Origin of the sequence: Streptomyces sp. NPDC046931 (assembly GCF_040644655.1) — a bacterium.
In the GTDB taxonomy this organism is placed as follows: domain Bacteria; phylum Actinomycetota; class Actinomycetes; order Streptomycetales; family Streptomycetaceae; genus Streptomyces.
Genome location: NZ_JBEYWX010000003.1, coordinates 331,039 through 349,251, shown reverse-complemented (window position 1 = coordinate 349,251; position 18,213 = coordinate 331,039). Strand labels below are relative to the sequence as shown.

Annotated in this window: 12 protein-coding genes; 3 read left to right on the top strand and 9 right to left on the bottom strand. The window is 70.7% G+C overall.

Annotation, left to right across the window (positions count from 1 at the left end; all coding sequences use genetic code 11):
- The 7 genes from ABZ876_RS08985 to uvrC all read right to left on the bottom strand — a co-directional run bounded on the left by ABZ876_RS08985 (position 1) and on the right by uvrC (position 10,791).
- Entirely contained in the window at positions 1 to 1,212 is a 1,212-nt protein-coding gene (locus tag ABZ876_RS08985) for a phosphoglycerate kinase (protein ID WP_361776595.1), read from the bottom strand.
- 167 nt (positions 1,213 to 1,379) lie between these two features.
- Positions 1,380 to 2,387, bottom strand: a complete 1,008-nt coding sequence (gene gap / locus ABZ876_RS08980) for a type I glyceraldehyde-3-phosphate dehydrogenase (protein ID WP_361776592.1) — start codon at positions 2,385 to 2,387, stop codon at positions 1,380 to 1,382.
- Between the two features lie 226 nt (positions 2,388 to 2,613).
- Complete coding sequence (locus ABZ876_RS08975) at positions 2,614 to 5,568, bottom strand: M14 family zinc carboxypeptidase (RefSeq protein ID WP_361776589.1); 2,955 nt, start codon at positions 5,566 to 5,568, stop codon at positions 2,614 to 2,616.
- A gap of 150 nt (positions 5,569 to 5,718) precedes the next feature.
- Positions 5,719 to 6,708, bottom strand: coding sequence for a DNA-binding protein WhiA (gene whiA, locus ABZ876_RS08970; RefSeq protein WP_055491670.1), 990 nt, complete (start codon positions 6,706 to 6,708; stop codon positions 5,719 to 5,721).
- The gene (gene yvcK, locus ABZ876_RS08965) at positions 6,699 to 7,745 is read right to left on the bottom strand and encodes a uridine diphosphate-N-acetylglucosamine-binding protein YvcK (RefSeq protein ID WP_361776586.1); all 1,047 of its coding nucleotides are present in this window, start codon (positions 7,743 to 7,745) and stop codon (positions 6,699 to 6,701) included. The genes whiA and yvcK overlap by 10 nt, the downstream gene beginning before the upstream one ends.
- The gene (gene rapZ, locus ABZ876_RS08960; protein WP_361776583.1) at positions 7,742 to 8,758 is read right to left on the bottom strand and encodes an RNase adapter RapZ; all 1,017 of its coding nucleotides are present in this window, start codon (positions 8,756 to 8,758) and stop codon (positions 7,742 to 7,744) included. Before rapZ ends, yvcK begins: the two co-directional genes overlap by 4 nt.
- A complete protein-coding gene (uvrC, locus tag ABZ876_RS08955; RefSeq protein ID WP_361776580.1) occupies positions 8,755 to 10,791 on the bottom strand; it encodes an excinuclease ABC subunit UvrC in 2,037 nt (678 codons plus the stop codon). The genes rapZ and uvrC overlap by 4 nt, the downstream gene beginning before the upstream one ends.
- Before the next feature lie 472 nt (positions 10,792 to 11,263).
- Between uvrC and ABZ876_RS08950 the strand changes: the two genes are divergently transcribed.
- Positions 11,264 to 12,220, top strand: coding sequence for a hypothetical protein (locus ABZ876_RS08950; protein ID WP_361776578.1), 957 nt, complete (start codon positions 11,264 to 11,266; stop codon positions 12,218 to 12,220).
- An 18-nt stretch (positions 12,221 to 12,238) separates the two neighbouring features.
- Here the strand turns inward: ABZ876_RS08950 and ABZ876_RS08945 are convergent, their stop codons facing one another.
- On the bottom strand, positions 12,239 to 12,667 hold the full coding sequence (locus ABZ876_RS08945) for a Rieske (2Fe-2S) protein (protein WP_361776575.1): 429 nt from the start codon (positions 12,665 to 12,667) through the stop codon (positions 12,239 to 12,241).
- Positions 12,668 to 12,861: 194 nt separating this feature from the next.
- Here ABZ876_RS08945 and ABZ876_RS08940 point away from each other — a divergent pair, with 194 nt between their 5' ends.
- Both ABZ876_RS08940 and ABZ876_RS08935 read left to right on the top strand, forming a co-directional pair.
- Positions 12,862 to 13,956, top strand: coding sequence for a LacI family DNA-binding transcriptional regulator (locus tag ABZ876_RS08940; RefSeq protein WP_361776572.1), 1,095 nt, complete (start codon positions 12,862 to 12,864; stop codon positions 13,954 to 13,956).
- Complete coding sequence (locus ABZ876_RS08935; RefSeq protein ID WP_361776569.1) at positions 13,953 to 14,864, top strand: carbohydrate kinase; 912 nt, start codon at positions 13,953 to 13,955, stop codon at positions 14,862 to 14,864. Before ABZ876_RS08940 ends, ABZ876_RS08935 begins: the two co-directional genes overlap by 4 nt.
- Before the next feature lie 136 nt (positions 14,865 to 15,000).
- On the opposite strand, the gene uvrA is transcribed toward ABZ876_RS08935, so the two are convergent.
- The gene (gene uvrA, locus ABZ876_RS08930; RefSeq protein ID WP_361776566.1) at positions 15,001 to 18,081 is read right to left on the bottom strand and encodes an excinuclease ABC subunit UvrA; all 3,081 of its coding nucleotides are present in this window, start codon (positions 18,079 to 18,081) and stop codon (positions 15,001 to 15,003) included.
- Between the last annotated feature and the right edge of the window lie 132 nt (positions 18,082 to 18,213).

The window sequence follows — 18,213 nt, the reverse complement described above, 5'->3', positions numbered from 1 at the left end:
TCAGTCCTCCAGTGCGGCGAGGCCGGGGAGCGTCTTGCCCTCGAGGTATTCGAGGGAGGCGCCACCGCCGGTCGAGATGTGGCCGAATGCCGACTCGTCGAAACCCAGGGTGCGGACGGCGGCGGCGGAGTCGCCGCCACCGACCACGGTGAAGCCCGGGCAGTCGACGAGGGCCTGGGCGACCGCCTTGGTGCCCTCGGCGTAGTCGGGGTGCTCGAAGACGCCCATGGGGCCGTTCCAGAAGACGGTGGCGGCGTCGGCGAGCTTCGAGGCGTACAGCTTGCGGGTCTCCGGACCGATGTCCAGGCCCTCCTGGTCGGCGGGGATCGCGTCCGCGGCGACGACGGTGGGGTTGGCCGGGGCCTTGGTCTTCAGGTCCGGGAACTCCGGCGACACCAGCACGTCGACCGGGAGGAGCAGCTCCACGCCGGTCTTCTCGGCCCGCTCGATGTACTCGGTGACGGCCGGGACCTGGTCTTCCTGAAGCAGGGAGATGCCGACCTCGTAGCCCTTGGCCTTGAGGAAGGTGTAGGCCATTCCGCCGCCGATGAGCAGGCGGTCGGCCTTGCCGAGCAGCTGGTCGATCACGGCCAGCTTGTCGGAGACCTTGGCGCCGCCCAGCGCGACGACGTACGGGCGCCGCACTTCCTCGGTGAGCTTCTTCAGGACCGCGACCTCGGTGGCGATGAGGTAGCCGGCGTAGTGCGGCAGGCGGGCCGGGAGGTCGTAGACGGAGGCGTGCTTGCGGTGCACCGCGCCGAAGCCGTCACCGACGTACACGTCGGCGAGGGCGGCGAGCCGGTCGGCGAACTCACCGCGCTCGGCGTCGTCCTTCGAGGTCTCGCCGGGGTTGAAGCGCAGGTTCTCTACGACCGCGACCTGGCCCGGCTGGAGGCCGTTCACCGCGTCGTGGGCGGCGGGGCCGACGGTGTCCTGGGCGAACGCCACGGGCGCATCGAGCAGTTCACCGAGGCGCTCGGCGGCGGGGAGCAGGGAGAACGCCGGGTCCGGGGCGCCCTTGGGGCGGCCCAGGTGCGAGGCCACGACCACCTTGGCGCCCGCCTCGGCGAGGGCCCTGACGGTGGGCAGGACGGCGCGGATACGGCCGTCGTCGGTGATGAGGCCGTCGGCCAGCGGGACGTTCAGGTCGGCGCGGACGAAGACCCGCTTGCCGTCCACGCCTTCGGCGAGAAGTTCGTCGATCGTCTTCATTGGGGGACTCCTGGGGAAGGGCTCTTGATCGTACGAGGGCCGGTCGAGCTGCACACGAGGGGCCCCGTCGTACGCGGGACCGCTCGCTGCACGTGAGTCAGGGCCCGGGCAGCGCGACGGTGCGCTGCCCGAGCCCTGTTCTCACACCGAGGTGCCTGTTTCGACGATCAGAGCTGGTTGCCGATGAAGACGGTGAGGTCGACGAGACGGTTTGAGTAGCCCCACTCGTTGTCGTACCAGCCGATGACCTTCACGTTCTTGCCCTCCTGGACCATGGTCAGGGAGGAGTCGAAGGTGCAGGACGCCGGGGCGTTGACGATGTCGGAGGAGACGATCGGGTCCTCCGTGTAGTCGAGCAGACCCTTCAGCTCGCCCTCGGCGGCCTTCTGGAAGGCGGCGTTGACCTCTTCCTTGGTGACCTCGCGGCCGAGCTCGACGACCAGGTCGGTGACCGAGCCGGTCGGGACCGGGACGCGCATGGCGATGCCGTCCAGCTTGCCCTTGAGCTGCGGCAGGACCAGAGCGGTGGCCTTGGCGGCACCGGTGGTGGTCGGGATGATGTTCTCCGCGGCGGCGCGGGCGCGGCGCAGGTCCTTGTGCGGGAAGTCCAGGATGCGCTGGTCGTTCGTGTACGCGTGGACCGTGGTCATCAGACCCTTGACGATGCCGAAGTTCTCGTCGAGGACCTTCGCCATCGGCGCCACGCAGTTGGTGGTGCAGGAGGCGTTGGAGATGACGTGGTGGTTCGCCGGGTCGTACTGGTCCTGGTTGACGCCCATCACGATGGTGACGTCTTCGTTCTTGGCCGGAGCCGAGATGATGACCTTCTTCGCGCCACCGGCGATGTGCTTCTCGGCGTCTTCCTTCTTGGTGAAGATGCCGGTCGACTCGATGACGATGTCGACGCCCAGCTCACCCCAGGGGATGTCGGCCGGGTTGCGCTCGGACAGGACCTTGATCGTCCTTCCGCCGACGGTGATGGTGTCCTCGGTGTGGGACACCTCCTCCTTCAGGCGGCCGAGGATGGTGTCGTACTTCAGCAGGTGAGCGGTGGTCGCGGTGTCACCCAGGTCGTTGACAGCCACGATCTCGATGTCTGCACCCTGCTCCAGCAGCGCGCGGAAGTAGTTACGACCGATGCGGCCGAAGCCGTTGATGCCTACGCGGATCGTCACGAACCGATCTCCTCGTTGGTACGCCGGCTGTAGACGCCGGCGAGCTCTATTGGGATGTCCCCGACCGCCTACGACCCTACCTCCCTGAGGCCCCCGGAGTGACATCGAGACGGCTCGTACGCGGCAGTGTGGTCCGTACCCGCCAGTAGGGGTACGGACCGCCCTGCCCCGAAGGCCCCGCCACTCCTTCCGGCGATACGGACCAACTGCCGTTGACTTCGGGGGGTCAGCCGCCGAGCGCGGCGAGTGCCTTGCCGATCAGCGCGGTCCGGTCCGCCGGCGAGGCCAGGTGTTCCAGACCGAAGCCGAGCAGCACGGTGCGGTCCGTGGTGACCGCTCCATAGGTACGGAACAGCGCACCGGTGCGCGCCCAGTCCTTGAGAACGGCCGGACTTCCCGCGGGCGGTCCCGGCACGCTCCAGGCGCCGAGGGAGGTCTCGAAGCCCTCGGTCTCGGCGGCCGTGCCGCCGACTACGAGCGAGGCGTCGTCGGCGAGGACGCCTCGGCCGCCACTGCTCGGGTCGGTGATGTAGCCGAGCGACACCTCGACCGTCTTCCCGGCGTACGCACCGAGGTCGAAGTCCGCCTGCTGCCAGCCGTGCGAGGCGCCCGTGAAGCTGTGCCATGCGCCGGTGGTGCCGGTCGTGGAACAGCCTCCCCCCGTCACGGTCAAGTAGTGCCTCAGCCAGGGGTGCTCGCCCACCAGGAATCCGGCCCCGCAGTCCTGCGGCGCGGCGTCGCTCGTGGCGCCCCCGGCCTCCGGCAGCGTGGTCCAGTCGTCGGCCCCGGCGGTGTGGATCTCGACGACGGCGTGGTCGTAGCCCGGTTCGGTGTCCCACAGCAGCCGGGTGCGCAGCACGGGCTTGTCGGCGGCGGTCACCTTGGTGAGGTCGAGGGTACGGGTCAGCCGCTTGTACGCGTCGTCGGTGTGGACGGCCGCCGCCATGTACGAGCCGGTGTAGGGCCCGTAGGGATTGACGGTGCCGGCGAACTGGCCCGCCCCGGCGCTCTTGAACTGGGGGTGGCCGGCGGCGGGCAGTTGGTCCGAGGTGACCCCGTAGGTGCCCGCGACGTCCAGCGGATTGCCGGGCGCGGCGCCCAGCGCCCCGGTGAAGCCGGCAAACGGCCCGGACCCGGTGAAGCCGGTGGCCCCCGGAGTCGATGTGCGCGAGTAGGCGCCCAGGTAGTACTGGCTGAAGTCGTCCGACAGGGTGCCGTCACCGAGGTCGACGGTGCCGCCGGCCTGCTCGCCCGCCTCGATCAGCCTGCCGCCCTCGTTGAGGAAGGCGCGCAGCTGGAGCTGGGTGGCGTTGCCCGGAGCGCCCGCGCCCGTGTAGTGCACGACCGTTGCGAAGTGGTCGAGCACGCCGAGCGCGTCGGGCGCGCCCTGGGTGGCGACGTCCCAGACGAGCGCTCTGCGGCCGCTCGCCTTCAGCGCGTCGACGTAGGTCCGCGCCTGGGTGGCCTTGGCGCCCTCCTCGGCGACCACGAGGACGTCCGCCCTCGGCCGCTCGGCCACGGTGTAGGTGAAGTGCTCGCTGGAGGTCCTTCTGCCGCTCCTCGTCTCGCCCGTGAACCACACCTCGACCCTGTCGCCGGGCTCGCCGTCGCGGACCTTGGCCCGGTACTCGTCGAAGTAGAGATTGTCCGAGCCGCCGTAGGTCTCGCCGCCCTTCCACGGCCTGAGCGCCTGGTCCTCGACACGTCCGCCGTTGACGCGGTACTTCAGCTCCTTGTCGCGCACGGCCTTGCGTACGACGACCGAGACCTCCTGGTCCGCGCCGCGCGAGTACGACGTCGAGAAGGGGTTCGGGGTGAAGTCCGGCGCGTCGAGGCCGACCGAGGAGGACGGCCGGTCGGGGTGGGAGGCGGTCTGAGCGACGGAGAGCGCGAAGGGGATGTTCTTCTCGAATTCCCGCTCGATCAGCTTCTCGTCGTCGGGGAAGTCGAAGACCGACCGGCAGTCGGCCGCGTTCCAGGCGTCGTCCGGGTCGCTGTCCGACGCGGTCTGGCAGGTCGACATCTCCGGGGTGAACATCGCCATGCCGTTGACGTTGGACGCATGGCCGTCCGCCTCGCCGTTGGTGGTGTACAGCTCCGAGGAGACCTGGGAGTGATAGCCGGGGATGGCCGGGTGGTCCGGGGTGCCGGCAAGTGCCTTGTAGAGGACGTCGTCCGGGGTCGGCGTGGCCACCTGCCAGCCGACTCCGTACAGGAGCAGTTCGGCCGCGGAGTGGTAGTTGACGGCGTAGGTGAACCCGATGCGCTTCTCGAGGGTGTCCAGTGCCCGGGTCTCGGGCTCTGACTCGGGGCTGGGTCCGCGGTAGGTCTGGCTGGTGGGGTTGGGGGACGAACCCTCGTCGTCGTAGCCCCATTTGTAGGCGAAGTTGCGGTTGAGGTCGACGCCGTCGCCGACGCCGATGGCGCCGTCGCCGTTGGCGTCCCGCAGGTTCTTGCGCCACAGACGCGTACTGGGGTCCTTGAAGGTGTAGTCGTAGCCGTCGGGGTTGGCCGAGAGCACGAACCACAGTTCCGTGGAGTCGACGATCTTCTTGATGCGCTTGTCGGTGGCGTAGTGGTCCAGGAAGTAGTGCATCAGCCGGCGGGTCGCCTCCGTGGTGATCCACTCACGCGCGTGCTGGTTGGACACATAGAGCACGGAGGGCTTGGAGCCGTCCTCGGACGTCCTCGCGTTCCTGGTCAGTTTGAGCGCGAGGATGTCCTGGCCCCGTACTGTCCTGCCGATGGAGACGGCCTTCGTCAGTCCGGGGTGGTCCCGAGCGGTCCCGACGATCTCCTCCCTCAGGCCGCCCTTGCCGCTGTACGGGCGGAACACGCCCTGGGAGGCGTCCTCGACCCGCTGCTCCGCCTTGGCGGACAGGGTGCGCTCGGTGAGGGGCACGCCCTGCTTTCTGAGCTGCGCGGCCTGTCGGCCGGTGAGATAGACCTCGACGGCGCGCCGGCCGTTCGCGGCGACCCGCTGTCCGAGTTCCCGGCCGTCCTGTCCGGCCCGGAGCAGCAGCGGGATCTGCTTCTGGGTGATGTCGGCGCGGTAGACCCCGACCTCGTCCGGGTCGGGGTCCGGGGAACTGCCGGTCTGCGCCTGGGCTATGGGTGCGAGGCCCGCTCCGCCGAGCAGGAGTGCGCCGACGGCGAGGATCGATCTCGCTCTGTGTCTCATGGACCCCCCTAGCAGTGGTTCGCCCCGGCGGCGAACGTCTGCCAGGCTCATGACAAATCTTGATCGAGTCAAGAGCGCTTCAAGGACAGACGAACGCCGGTGCCGACGGCCCAAGTGGGCGTCGGCACCGGCGTATCGGGGTACTGCTCGTCACCCCGCCATGTTGTCCGCCATCTCCTCCGTGAGGTTGGACTCCGTCCCCGGGATGCCCAGATCCGCGGCGCGCTTGTCGGCCATCGCCAGCAGCCGGCGGATGCGGCCCGCGACCGCGTCCTTGGTCAGCGGCGGGTCGGCGAGCGCGCCCAGCTCCTCCAGGGAGGCCTGCTTGTGCTCCATGCGCAGGCGTCCCGCGGCCGCGAGGTGCTCGGGAACCTCCTCGCCGAGGATCTCCAGGGCTCGGGCGACGCGCGCACCGGCGGCGACGGCGGCGCGGGCCGAGCGGCGCAGGTTGGCGTCGTCGAAGTTGGCGAGGCGGTTCGCCGTGGCCCGGACCTCGCGGCGCATCCGCCGCTCCTCCCAGGCCAGCACGGACTCATGGGCGCCGAGACGGGTCAGCAGCGCACCGATCGCGTCGCCGTCCCGGACGACGACGCGATCCACGCCGCGTACCTCCCGGGCCTTGGCGGCGATCGACAGGCGGCGGGCGGCGCCGACCAGGGCGAGCGCAGCCTCCGGGCCGGGGCAGGTCACTTCGAGGGACGACGAGCGGCCGGGCTCCGTCAGCGAGCCGTGTGCCAGGAACGCGCCGCGCCAGGCAGCCTCGGCGTCGCAGGTGGCACCCGAGACCACCTGCGGGGGCAGACCGCGGATCGGGCGGCCCCGGCCGTCCACGAGGCCCGTCTGCCGGGCCAGCTGATCACCGCCCGCCACCACACGCACCACATAGCGGGAGCCGCGGCGCAGACCGCCGGGCGCCATCACGATCAGTTCGGAGCTGTGGCCGAAGATCTCCAGGATGTCCCGCTTGAGACGCCGGGCCGCCATCGCCGTGTCCAGCTCCGCCTCGATCACGATGCGGCCGCTGACGAGGTGCAGCCCGCCCGCGAATCGCAGGATCGCCGAGACCTCCGCCTTCCTGCAGCAGGTCCGGGTGACGGGAAGCCGGGAGATCTCGTCTTTCACCGCTGCCGTCATCGCCATGGGCCGATCCTTCCATGCATCCGAAAAATACGGTCGTACGCGGCGGCCAACAGCTCCGGGTCGTGCCGCGGTGACCCGTCGGTACGGGCCACCGGCGCCAGCTCGACCGCGGCGCCGAACCGCTGGGCGGCCTCGGTCAACGAGGCGCGGTCGGGCACGGCGGCCTGGTCGGCCAGCACCACGTCCAGGGCGAGTTTAGGGGCGTGTCGTCCCAAAACCTCCAAATGACGCTGCGGGGAGAACCCTTCGGTCTCTCCCGGCTGCGGAGCGAGGTTGAGGGAGAGTACCCGGCGCGCCTTGGTCTCCGTCAGGGCGTCCAGCAGCTCGGGCACGAGCAGATGCGGGATCACGGAGGAGAACCAGGAGCCGGGCCCGATCACCACCCAGTCGGCGTCCAGAACGGCGGCGACGGCCTCCGGGACGGCGGGCGGGTCGGACGGCACGAGGTGCACCGACTGCACCTCGCCCGGGGTCAGCGCGACGGTCGCCTGTCCCCGTACGGTGCCGACCTCGTCCGGATGCTCCGGGTCGTGGCCCTTGACCAGCGCCTGGAGCTCCAGGGGGACGGCGGACATGGGCAGGACACGGCCGTGGGCGCCCAGGAGCCTGCCGACCAGGTCGAGCGCCTGGACGTGGTCGCCGAGCTGCTCCCACAGGGCCACGATCAGCAGATTGCCGACCGCGTGGTCGTGCAGGTCGCCCCGGGAGTGGAAGCGGTGCTGGATGACGCGGGCCCAGGTCTGGCCCCAGTCGTCGTCGCCGCACAGCGCGGCCAGCGCCTTGCGGAGGTCACCGGGCGGGAGCACGCCCAGCTCGTCGCGCAGCCGGCCGCTGGAACCGCCGTCGTCGGCCACGGTGACGACGGCGGTGAGGTCGCCGGTGATCCGGCGCAGAGCGGCGAGCGAGGCGGACAGGCCCATGCCTCCGCCGAGGGCGACCACCTTGGGCTGGGTACCGCGACGGCGCGCCCGCCCGCCGCGGCCGCCCTCGGGCACCACTCGACGCAGCCTGCTCAGCCGCAGAGAACGTCCGGTCACTCGCGCCCCATGTCCCGGTGCACGACCACGGTCTCCACTCCCTCGGCGGCCAGGCGGGCGGCGAGCTTCTCGGACATGGCGACGGAACGGTGCTTGCCGCCCGTGCAGCCGATGGCGATGGTCACATAGCGCTTGCCCTCGCGGCGGTACCCGGCCGCGATGAGCCTCAGCAGCTCGGCGTACCGGTCGAGGAACTCCTTGGCGCCGGGCTGGTTGAAGACGTAGGCGGCGACCTCCTCGTTGAGGCCGGTGTAGGGGCGCAGCTCCGGGACCCAGTGCGGGTTGGGCAGGAAGCGCATGTCCGCGACCAGGTCGGCGTCGACCGGCAGGCCGTACTTGAAGCCGAAGGACATGACGGTGGCCCGCAGCTCGGGCTTCTCCTCGCCGGCGAACTGGGCGTCCATCTTGGCGCGCAGTTCGTGCACGTTCAGGCTGGAGGTGTCGATCACGAGGTCGGCGTCACCGCGCAGCTCGCGCAGCAGCTCGCGCTCGGCTGCGATGCCGTCGACGATGCGGCCGTCGCCCTGAAGGGGATGCGGCCTGCGGACCGACTCGAAGCGGCGGACCAGGGCCTCGTCGGAGGACTCCAGGAATACGATGCGCCGGGTGACGTGCTTCGCCTCCAGGTCCGCCAGGGACTCGCGGAGGTTGTCGAAGAAACGCCGGCCCCGGACGTCCACGACGACCGCGATACGGGCGACGTTGCCCTGGGAACGGGCGCCCAGCTCCACCATGGTGGGGATCAGTGCGGGCGGCAGGTTGTCGACGACGAACCAGCCGAGGTCCTCCAGGCACTTGGCGGCCGTGGAACGGCCGGCGCCGGACATGCCGGAGATGATCACCAGCTCGGGGATGCCCGCGTCGGCGGCCCCGGCCGTGTCGATGCCCGTACTCACCTGTGCTCCGTTTTCCTGGACCGTCTGCTGCGGCGTCGGCTCCTCGCCCGTCTCGTCGTGGGCGGTCCCGCCCTGGGCCGAGTGTTCTTCTACTGCGCGCTGGTCGTGCTCGGTCATGTCTCCTGCCCCCGTCGCTCGTCCGGGGCGCCCGCGGACACGGGCTCCCCGGGGAAACCCGGCATGGTCCCGGATTCTTCCTCTTCCATGATCTCTCCAGTCGCCGTGTTCACGGCGGGTGCGGCCGGAGCCGCCTGGGCGAGGGCCACGGCGATGGTCTCGGCCGTCTTGCGGCCGATGCCGGGAACCTCCTGAATCTGGTCGATTGTCGCGGACCGCAGCTTTTTCACCGAGCCGAAATGCTTCACGAGTGCCTGCTTACGGGCCTCGCCGAGCCCCGGCACCTCGTCCAAGGGGCTCGACCTGACACGTTTGGCCCGCTTGGTGCGCTGGTACGTGATCGCGAAGCGGTGGGCCTCGTCGCGGATGCGCTGGAGCAGGTAGAGGCCCTCGCTGGTGCGGGGCAGGACCACCGGGTCGTCCTGGCTCGGCAGCCACACCTCCTCCAGGCGCTTGGCGAGACCGCATACGGCGATGTCGTCGATGCCCAGCTCGTCCAGGGCCCGCCGGGCGGCGGCGACCTGCGGACGGCCGCCGTCGACCACCACGAGCTGCGGCGGGTAGGCGAACCGCTTGGGCCGCCCGTCCTCCTCGGTCAGGGAGACCTCCCCGTCCGCCCACTCCCCCGTCTTCTCCTTCTCCGCGAGGTAGCGCCGGAAGCGGCGGTTGATCACCTCGTGCATGGAGCGGACGTCGTCCTGGCCCTCGAAGCCCTTGATCTGGAAGCGGCGGTACTCGCCCTTGCGTTGCAGCCCGTCCTCGAAGACGACCATGGAGGCCACCACGTCCTCGCCCTGGAGGTGCGAGATGTCGTAGCACTCGATCCGGAGCGGGGCGCTGTCCAGGTCGAGGGCCTCGGCGATCTCCTCCAGGGCACGCGAGCGGGTGGTCAGGTCGGAGGCGCGCTTGGTCTTGTGCAGGGCGAGTGCCTGCTGGGCGTTGCGCTGCACGGTCTCCATGAGCGCCTTCTTGTCGCCGCGCTGGGGAATGCGCAGGGAGACGCCGGACCCGCGGCGGCCGGTCAGCCATTCCTGGACCGGCTCTATGGGATCGGGGAGCGCGGGGACGAGCACCTCCTTCGGCACGGAGTCGCCCGTCTCCTCGCCGTAGAGCTGCTGGAGGGCGTGCTCGACGAGGGCGCCGGTGGTGACGTCCTCCACCTTGTCGGTGACCCAGCCGCGCTGGCCGCGCACCCGCCCGCCGCGCACATGGAAGATCTGCACGGCCGCCTCCAGCTCGTCCTCGGCGACGGCGATCAGATCGGCGTCGGTCGCGTCGGTGAGCACGACCGCGTTCTTCTCCATGGCCCGCTTCAGGGCCTCGATGTCGTCGCGCAGACGGGCGGCCCGCTCGTACTCCATCTCCTCGGCCGCCTCCATCATCTGCCTCTCCAGACGGCGGAGGTACGCGCCCGTGCGGCCGGCCATGAAGTCGCAGAACTCCTCGGCCAGTTCGCGGTGGTCCTCGGGTGAGATCCGGGCGACGCAGGGCGCGGAGCACTTGCCGATGTAGCCGAGGAGGCAGGGGCGGCCGGTGCGGGCTGCGTTCTTGAAGACGCCCGCCGAGCAGGTGCGCACGGGGAACACGCGCAGCAGCAGGTCCACGGTGTCGCGGATCGCCCACGCGTGCGAGTACGGTCCGAAGTAGCGCACACCCTTGCGCTTCTGGCCGCGCATCACCTGTACGCGCGGGAACTCCTCGTTCATCGTCACCGCGAGGTAGGGGTAGCTCTTGTCGTCGCGGTACTTGACGTTGAACCGAGGGTCGAACTCCTTGATCCAGGTGTACTCCAGCTGAAGGGCCTCGACCTCGGTGGACACCACGGTCCACTCCACGGACGCGGCCGTGGTGACCATGGTGCGGGTGCGCGGGTGGAGGCCCGCCAGGTCCTGGAAGTAGTTCGCCAGGCGCTGGCGCAGGCTTTTCGCCTTTCCGACGTAGATCACCCGGCGGTGCTCGTCCCGGAACCTGTAGACCCCGGGAGAGTCCGGGATCTCGCCCGGCCTGGGTCGGTAGCTGGAGGGGTCGGCCATGTCTCACACCCTACTGGCGGGGGCCGACAGCGCGGCGCCCCTGTGGACAACCCTCGGCGGGATCCCGCCCCCCTCCCGCGGGGCCACCCGGCGCCCGGTCCCGGCCCGGCACCGAGGCGAGCGTACGGGTCCGGCGGGAGGGAGCCTCCCGAGGGCGTCCTGGAGGGCCTCCGGGCAGGGGGCGTCCCTGGGTGGTCCCGTGGGCCCCATGCCCGTGGAGCCGTTTCCGGCGGCCCGGGACAGCGGTCGGTAATCGCCCCGCAGCAGCGGGTACAGCCTTCGGCCACGGGCCACCGCTCGCCGGAACTCGGGTGTTGTCGCGGCTTGGTCAACACGCTTCAATGCGGGGAACCTTCGGGCCGCCGCCGGAGAGGTTCGCTTGTGAACGAACCTCACACGCCTCCGGATGGCCCGGTACGACCCTGCGCACCGTCTGACCAGCCGACGTGCACCTTCACAGAAAGGCCCCGGTATGCGGCACGGCACACAGCATGCGGACGTCGTTCCGGTCGTTCCGACGGAGTTGGAGGCCGCCCTGCACGGTGGCCCCTTCCATGTCGCGCTGCGCGCCGCGATCGCCGCCCGCGGGCTGCCGTTGCAGCGCGTGCAGCATCATCTGACGCGGTACGGGGTCAGGGTCGGGGTGACGAGCCTGAGCTACTGGCAGCAGGGTGCGCGCCGCCCGCAGCGCCCCGAGTCGCTGCGCGCCGTGCGGGCCCTCGAGGAGATCCTCCAGCTGCCCGACGAGTCGTTGATCCGGCTGCTCGCGGAAACCGGCGAGCGGACCGGTCCCGGCCGTCCCGCGGGGCGTTCGTACCGCTCCCTGGTCGAGGCGTCGGGCGTACTGGAGAGGCTCCTCTCCGATCTGGAGGCGCCGCTCGACAGCGGACTGCACACCATCGGCCATCAGGATCACGTCCGTATAGGAGCGCGGCGGGAGCTGCTGGCGCGCGAGTCCCACCACATAGTGCGCGCCCACAGGGACGGGGTGGACCGCTATCTCGCCGTCCACCACGGCGACCCGGGGTGCGCCCCCGAGCGGATCGCGGTGCACGCGCTGGAGAACTGCCGCACCGGCCGGGTGCGCTGGCATCGCGACACCGGCATCCTCGTCGCCGAACTGCTCTTCGACACCCGGCTGCACACCGGCGATACGTTTCTCTTCCGCTATGTCTTCGAGGACGGCACCGCCGGCGCCACCGGCGAATACGTCCGCGGGTTCGGCCTGGCGGGCGGCCAGTACGCCCTCCAGGTGCGCTTCGACGAGGAGGCGCTGCCGGTGCGCTGCCACCGGTTCACCCAGCACTCCCCCGCCGCACCCCGCAGCGGCCGCCAGGAGCTGCGGCTGAGCGGAAGCCATCGCTCCGTGCACCTGGTGGAGCCGAGGGTGCGATCGGGGATTGTGGGTATCGGATGGGACTGGGAGTGACCGGGCCCCGCTGAGCCGTCAGGCCGCCGGGCCCGCCACGATCCGGCCGTTCTTCACCTCGACGGGCAGCCCGGGCAGCGGCTCGGTGGCCGGGGCCTGCACCACCTTGCCCGTGGCGGCGTCGAACCGGCTTCCGTGACAGGGGCAGACCAGCGTCGTGCCCGAAAGCTTGTTGATGGCGCATCCCGCGTGCGTGCAGATGGTGCTGTACGCCTTCAGGGAGCCGTCTTCGGCGCGGCTCACGACGACGTTCGCATCCCGGTACAGCTTCGCGCCGCCCTCGGGGACCTCGCTCTCGGCTCCGAGCGCGACCGGGGCGGTGGGGGTGGCGGGCGTCGCGCCGGTGCCGCCACCGGGCCCGCAGGCCGCGAGTCCCAGACCGGCGACCGGGGTGAGCGCCGCCCCGCGCAGAACGGTACGACGAGTCGCGGAGGGACGCGCGGACATGAGATCTCCACTGGTCAAGGGCGGTGTATGCCGGGAAGGGGACATGCAGACGATACCGGTGGCGGCCATTCCGCCGGAGACCGGGGCGGGGAGCGCTCGGCGCCCGGAGCGCGCGCAAACGCTTGCGTAAGCGTTTACGTCGGGCGCGGAATGGGATACGTTCTCGGCCGTAGGGCCCGGGGAGGGGGAGGCGTTTGGCAACGATGGCCGATGTCGCACGGAGCGCGGGTGTGTCCGTGGCGACCGTCTCCCATGTACTGAACGACACCCGCCCGGTGCTGCCGCGCACCCGCCAGGCGGTACTGGACGCCATCGACGAGCTGGGCTACACGCCGAACACGCTCGCCCGCTCCCTGGTGACCTCGCGCACCCGGTCCATCGGGCTCGCGGTGTCGGCCATCAGCAACCCGTACTTCACGGAGATCCTCCAGGGTGTCGAGGCCCGAGCCCGCGAGCACGGCTACGGCCTGCTCATCGCCGATCCGCGCGACGACCCGGAGCACGAGCGCCATGTCGTCCGGCTGCTGCACGAGCGCCGCGTCGACGGCGTGGTCGTCGCGCCCTCTGCGGATCCGGGCGGACTCCTGGCCCTCCTCGCGCGCCACCGGGTCCCGACGGTGTTCCTCGACCGGCTGGTCTCTCCTCAGCCCGCGACACGTCACGCGCACCCCGCAGACGCCCCCGCTCCGGAGGCGCACGCCGGCGGCCCCTTCCGCTTCGACCAGGTCTGCGCCGAGAACGCCGAGCCCATGGCACGTCTGGTCACCCATCTCGCCGGACTCGGCCACCGGCGGATCGGCCTGGTCGCGGGTCTTCCCGGATTCAGCACCACGACGGAGCGGATCAGCGGCTACCGGCACGGTCTCGCGGCCGCCGGCCTGCCCCACGACGAGCGGCTGGTGGTGCACGGGGACTCAGCGGCGGAGGGTGCCCAGCGCGCCACCAGGGCCCTGCTGTCGCTCGCCGCACCGCCCACGGCCCTGGTCACCGCGAACAACGCGATGACCATCGGTGCGCTGCGGACCCTGGGCGATCACGGACTGTCCGTGCCGGGCGACCTTGGGCTCGTCTGCTTCGACGACTTCGCCTGGGCTGATCTGTTCTCGCCCCGGCTCACCGCCATCGCCCAGCCGAGCAGGGAGATCGGCGCCGAGGCCGTACGGCTGCTCCTGGAGCGCCTGGAGGCGCCGGACCGTCCCTCCCGCACCGTGCGGCTCCCCTGCACCTTCGTCCACCGCACCTCGTGCGGCTGCCCCGACACCCCCTCCGAGAAGGGAACTGTCTCGTGATCGTCGTCGCCGGTGAGGCCCTGATCGACCTGGTCCCGCGGAAGGCGGGCGCCCTGGCACCGTTGCTTCCGGCGCTCGGCGGCGGCCCCTACAACACCGCCGTGGCGCTCGGCCGGCTCGGCTCCCCGACGGCGTTCTGCTCCCGTGTGTCGTCCGACGCCTTCGGGGAGGCCCTGCTCGACGGGCTGCGCGCGGCGGGCGTGGACGTGTCGGCGGTGCAGCGCGGCCCCGAGCCGACCACCCTGGCCGTCGCCACGATCGACGACAGCGGCTCGGCCGGATACTCCTTCTATGTCGACGGCACCGCCGACCGGCTGTTCACGCCACCGGCACGTCTCCCCGAGGGCACGCGGGCCGTCTCGTTCGGCACCTGCTCCCTCGTTCTCGAGCCGGGGGCGAGCGCCTACGAGGAGTTGATGCGCGTCGCGGCGGCCCAGGGCGTGTTCACGGCCCTCGACCCGAACATCCGCGCGGGGCTGATCCCGGACCCCGACGCCTACCGTGCCCGCTTCAAGAGCTGGCTGCCGTCGGTGTCCCTGCTCAAGCTGTCCGCCGAGGACGCCCGGTGGCTGGGCGGCACCCCGCAGGAATGGCTGGCCTCGGGGCCCTCAGCCGTGGTGATCACCCACGGGGGCGACGGACTGACGGTCTTCACCCGCGACGGGGCGGAGCATTCCGTGGCAGGGGTACCGGTCGACGTCGTGGACACGATCGGTGCCGGCGACACGGTGAACGCGGCCCTGCTGCACGGCCTGGCCACCCGCGACGCCCTCTCCCCGGCGGCGGTGGCCGCTTTGAACGCCGACGGCTGGAGCGCGCTGCTGCGCTTCGCGGCCCGCGCCGCGGCGATCACCTGCTCCCGGGCCGGTGCGGAACCGCCGTACGCGTCCGAGCTGACGGCCCCGTAGCCCACGCCCCAGGAGGCCACAGTCCAGGCCGAGCGGCGGCAACGGGCCGCCGAGTCGCAGGGACAGGTGCGGCCGACCGTCCGCCGAGCGGGCGCCCCACGGGGATTCCGCGGAGCGCCCGGTTCGCGCGTGTGACTCAGGCCTTGCGCGCCCGCGTGGACTTCTTCGCGGGTGCCGCCTTCTTCGTGGCGCCGACCGACTTCTTGGCCGCCGTGTTGTTGAGGGCCTTCCCGGTCTTGGCCGCCGCGGTCTTCGTCGTCTTGGCCGTCGCCGTCGTCTTGGCCGTCGCCGTCTTCCTGGCCGTCGAGGCGGCCGCGACCGTCTTGCCTGCCGAGTTCCCGCGCGGCGCCCTGACCGAGGCCGCGTCGCTGATCCGCTCCGCGCCGAGGATCTCGCGCAGGAACTTGCCGGTGTGGCTGGCCGGCACCCCGGCGACCTCTTCGGGCGTGCCCTCGGCGACCACGAGACCACCGCCGGCGCCGCCCTCGGGGCCCATGTCGACGACCCAGTCGGCGGTCTTGATGACATCGAGGTTGTGCTCGATGACGATGACCGTGTTGCCCTTGTCGACCAGTCCGCCGAGCACCGTGAGCAGCTTGCTGATGTCCTCGAAGTGCAGACCGGTGGTCGGCTCGTCCAGGACGTAGACCGTGCGCCCGGTGGACCGCTTCTGCAGCTCGCTGGCGAGCTTCACACGCTGGGCCTCACCGCCGGACAGGGTGGTCGCCGACTGGCCGAGACGGACATAGCCGAGCCCCACGTCGTGCAGCGTCCTCAGATGGCGGGCGATCGCCGGAACGGCCTCGAAGAAGTGCAGGGCCTCCTCGATCGGCATGTTCAGGACCTCGGAGATGGACTTGCCCTTGTAGTGGACCTCCAGCGTCTCCCGGTTGTATCGGGCGCCGTGGCAGACCTCGCACGGGACGTAGACGTCCGGGAGGAAGTTCATCTCGATCTTGATGGTGCCGTCGCCCGCGCAGTTCTCGCAGCGGCCGCCCTTGACGTTGAAGGAGAAGCGGCCCGGCTGGTAGCCGCGGACCTTCGCCTCGGTGGTCTCGGCGAACAGCTTGCGGATGTGGTCGAAGACGCCGGTGTAGGTGGCCGGGTTCGACCGCGGGGTGCGGCCGATGGGCGACTGGTCGACGTGCACGACCTTGTCCACGAGGTCGTCGCCGTCCACGCGCGTGTGCCGCCCGGGGACGTTCCTCGCGCCGTTGAGCTCACGGGCGAGGTGCGTGTAGAGGATGTCGTTGACCAGGGTCGACTTCCCGGAGCCGGACACGCCGGTGACGGCCGTGAACACACCCAGCGGGAACGACACGTCGATGTCCTGGAGGTTGTTCTCACGTGCGCCGTGCACCGTGAGCTGCCGGGACGGGTCGTGCGGACGCCGGATGCCGGGCAGCGGGATCGACTTCCTGCCCGAGAGGTACTGTCCGGTCTGCGACTCCTCGTTGGCGAGCAGCTCCTTCAGGGAGCCGCTGTGCACGACCCTGCCGCCGTGCTCGCCCGCGCCGGGGCCGATGTCGACGACCCAGTCGGCCACCTTGATGGTGTCCTCGTCGTGCTCGACGACGATGAGCGTGTTGCCCATGTCGCGGAGGCGGACCAGGGTCTCGATCAGCCGGTGGTTGTCCCGCTGGTGCAGGCCGATGGACGGCTCGTCGAGGACGTACAGGACACCGACGAGCCCGGAGCCGATCTGGGTGGCCAGGCGGATGCGCTGGGCCTCGCCGCCGGAGAGGGTGCCGGCCGCCCGGTTCAGCGACAGGTAGTCCAGGCCGACGTCGACCAGGAACCGCAGCCGCTCGTTGACCTCCTTCAGCACCCGCTCGGCGATCTTCTTGTCGCGGGCGTCGAGCTTCAGCTCGCCCAGGAAGTCCGCGCAGTCGCTGATCGACATCGCGGAGATCTCGGCGATCGACTTGCCCATGATCGTGACCGCGAGGACGACCGGCTTCAGGCGCGTGCCCTGGCAGGTGGGGCAGGGCACCTCGCGCATATAGCCCTCGAAGCGCTCCCGGCTGGCGTCGCTCTCGGCCTCGCTGTGCCGCCGCTTGACGAAGGGGACGGCGCCTTCGAAGGGCGTGGTGTACACGCGCTCGCGCCCGTACCGGTTGCGGTAGCGGACCTCGATCTGGGTCTTGTGGCCGTGCAGCAGGGCCTTCCTGGCGCGCTGCGGCAGCCCCGCGAAGGGGATGTCGGTCCGGAAGCCGAGCGCGTCCGCGAGGGCGCCGATCAGGCGGCCGAAGTAGTCCTTGGTGTGTCCGTGGGACCAGGGGTGGATGGCGCCCTCGTCGAGGGTCTTCTCCTCGTCCGGGACGATCAGCTCGGGGTCGACCTCCATGCGCGTGCCGATACCGGTGCACTCGGGGCAGGCGCCGAAGGGCGAGTTGAAGGAGAAGGAGCGGGGCTCCAGCTCCTCGAAGGACAGGTCGTCGTACGGGCAGTAGAGGTGCTCCGAGTACATGCGCTCGCGCTCGGGGTCGTCCTCGGGGAGGTCGACGAAGTCGAGCACGACCATGCCGCCGGACAGACCGAGCGCGGTCTCGACGGAGTCGGTGAGGCGGCGCTTGGCGGATTCCTTCACCGTGAGGCGGTCGACGACCACCTCGACGGTGTGCTTCTCCTGCTTCTTCAGGGTCGGCGGGTGGGAGAGCTGGATCGTCTCGCCGTCCACGCGCGCGCGGCTGTAGCCCTTGGTCTGGAGGTCGGCGAAGAGGTCGACGAACTCTCCCTTCCGCTCACGCACCAGCGGCGACAGCACCTGGAAGCGGCTGCCCTCCGGAAGCTCCAGGACCCTGTCCACGATGGCCTGCGGCGACTGACGGGAGATCGGGCGGCCGCACTGGGGGCAGTGCGGCTTGCCGATGCGCGCGAAGAGCAGACGGAGGTAGTCGTAGACCTCGGTGATGGTGCCGACCGTCGAGCGCGGGTTGCGCGAGGTCGACTTCTGGTCGATGGAGACGGCCGGCGAGAGGCCCTCGATGAAGTCGACGTCCGGCTTGTCCATCTGGCCGAGGAACTGCCGGGCGTACGAGGACAGCGACTCCACGTAACGCCGCTGGCCCTCGGCGAAGATCGTGTCGAAGGCCAGGGAGGACTTGCCCGACCCCGACAGGCCCGTGAAGACGATGAGCGAGTCGCGCGGCAGATCGAGCGAGACATTCTTCAGGTTGTGCTCGCGCGCGCCACGGACGATGAGACGGTCGGCCACGCCGGTCCGCACCTTTCTTGAGAGAAGCGACAGGGGCGGGGCCCCCGTGATTTCTCAGACTAGGGGGAGCCACTGACAACGCCGGTCGGTTTCCAGGGTTCACAACAATCCCCGCCCATCCAGCATGCCCGA